The organism is Commensalibacter sp. A3DC, from assembly GCF_047307945.1.
Classification (GTDB): Bacteria; Pseudomonadota; Alphaproteobacteria; order Acetobacterales; family Acetobacteraceae; genus Commensalibacter; species Commensalibacter melissae.
In genome coordinates, this window is record NZ_JAXOQA010000124.1 from 1 (window position 1) to 1,531 (window position 1,531).

Genomic DNA, 1,531 nt, shown 5'->3' on the forward strand with positions numbered 1-1,531 from the left:
TTTTAAAGAAAATAAATCATATATAATCAATTCTTCATAACAATGACAATTTCAAGATTTTATGCCACTTTATTTTCTTAATCTGTTTAATTTTCTTGTAGCCGATGTTCGAGACGGTTTAGGACCTTTCCTAGGTGTGTTTCTGCAGCAAAATCATTGGCAAGTTAATAAAATCGGTTTTGTCATGACATTGGCTGGGTTAACCAGCATAATCATCACCACACCCGTAAGTATGCTGATTGATCATATTCGTTACAAAAAAAATATAGGTATTATTGCCACAATCAGTATCATTATGGGCTGCTATTTTATCTATCATTATCCCAATTTGCCAATGACAATCATTTCTCAAATGTTAATTGCCATTGCCGGAGCAACCCTTATTTCAGCAACAGTCAGCATAACAATGGGATTGGTGGGACCCGATCTCTTTGATAAACAAATTGGGTATAATGAATCATTTAATCATGCAGGAAATGCTTGTGCAGCCCTTATAGCCGGAATAGCAAGTTATTATTTTGGATTAAAGGCTATTTTTATTTTAATGAGCTGTTCAGCATTCCTGGCTATTACAGCCCTTGCATTAATCCCATCCAGACAAATTGACAATAAAATTGCACGGGGGTTAAATGTCAACCAAACCAGTCCCCAACCCTTTTTCAAACTCTTAAAAAATAAAAAACTTTTTATTCTTGCTGTTACGATCGGTTTGTTCCATCTTGCCAATGCAGCGATGCTTCCACTTTTAAGTCAATCAATGGTCGCAAAAAATATTATCAATAAACCGGGATCCTATACCGCCATGACGATCATAATTGCTCAGGCAACAATGATCCCAATGGCCATTTTTGCCGCGTTTTTTGCAAAACGGCATGAATATAGAATTCTGCTTGTTTTAGCCCTTGTTGCACTACCTGCAAGAGGATTACTGATTGGAACAATTCAACATCCCCTTGTTTTGCTTCCTGCCGAAATTCTTGACGGTGTTGGTGCTGGTCTGATCGGTGTTGCCATCCCTGGAATCGTTGCCAAGATAATGCAAGGATCAGGACGATTTAATACGGGACTAGGCATTATCTTCACATGTCAGGGATTATGCGCATCATGCAGTCATTATCTTGCAGGAACAATAGCAAAATACCATGGTTATGATCAGGCTTTTCTCACGCTTTCACTGATTGCCCTTTGTGCCCTGGTTTTCTGGTTGGTTTTTACTAAAGACGTATCTTTTGGCTAAATGAACTATTTTATTTGTCTTTCAAAATTGAGTGCAATCCCGTTGATACAATACCTTTCCCCATTTGGCGCAGGTCCATCCTGAAACAAATGACCCAAATGTGCCTTACATCTGGCACAATGAACCTCAATCCTTTTCATATGATGACTTGTATCTACTTCCGTTTCGATCGCACCATTTATTACAGAAAAAAAAGATGGCCAGCCACAACCACTTTCAAATTTCATATTTGCCTTGAACAGGGGTGCATGACAGGCAATACATTGATACACCCCTTCTCTCCATTCATAATTC

The 1,531-nt window shown here is 38.4% G+C and carries 2 protein-coding genes; one reads left to right on the top strand and one right to left on the bottom strand.

The genetic code is table 11. The annotated features are described in order from the left end of the window. The first annotated feature begins 61 nt into the window (after window positions 1-61). A complete protein-coding gene (locus tag U0839_RS08765) occupies window positions 62-1,237 on the top strand; it encodes an MFS transporter (protein ID WP_155565759.1) in 1,176 nt (391 codons plus the stop codon). Between the two features lie 5 nt (window positions 1,238-1,242). Here the strand turns inward: U0839_RS08765 and msrB are convergent. After that, the coding region (gene msrB, locus U0839_RS08770) for a peptide-methionine (R)-S-oxide reductase MsrB (protein WP_413550511.1) at window positions 1,243-1,531 on the bottom strand (289 nt) is incomplete at its 5' end.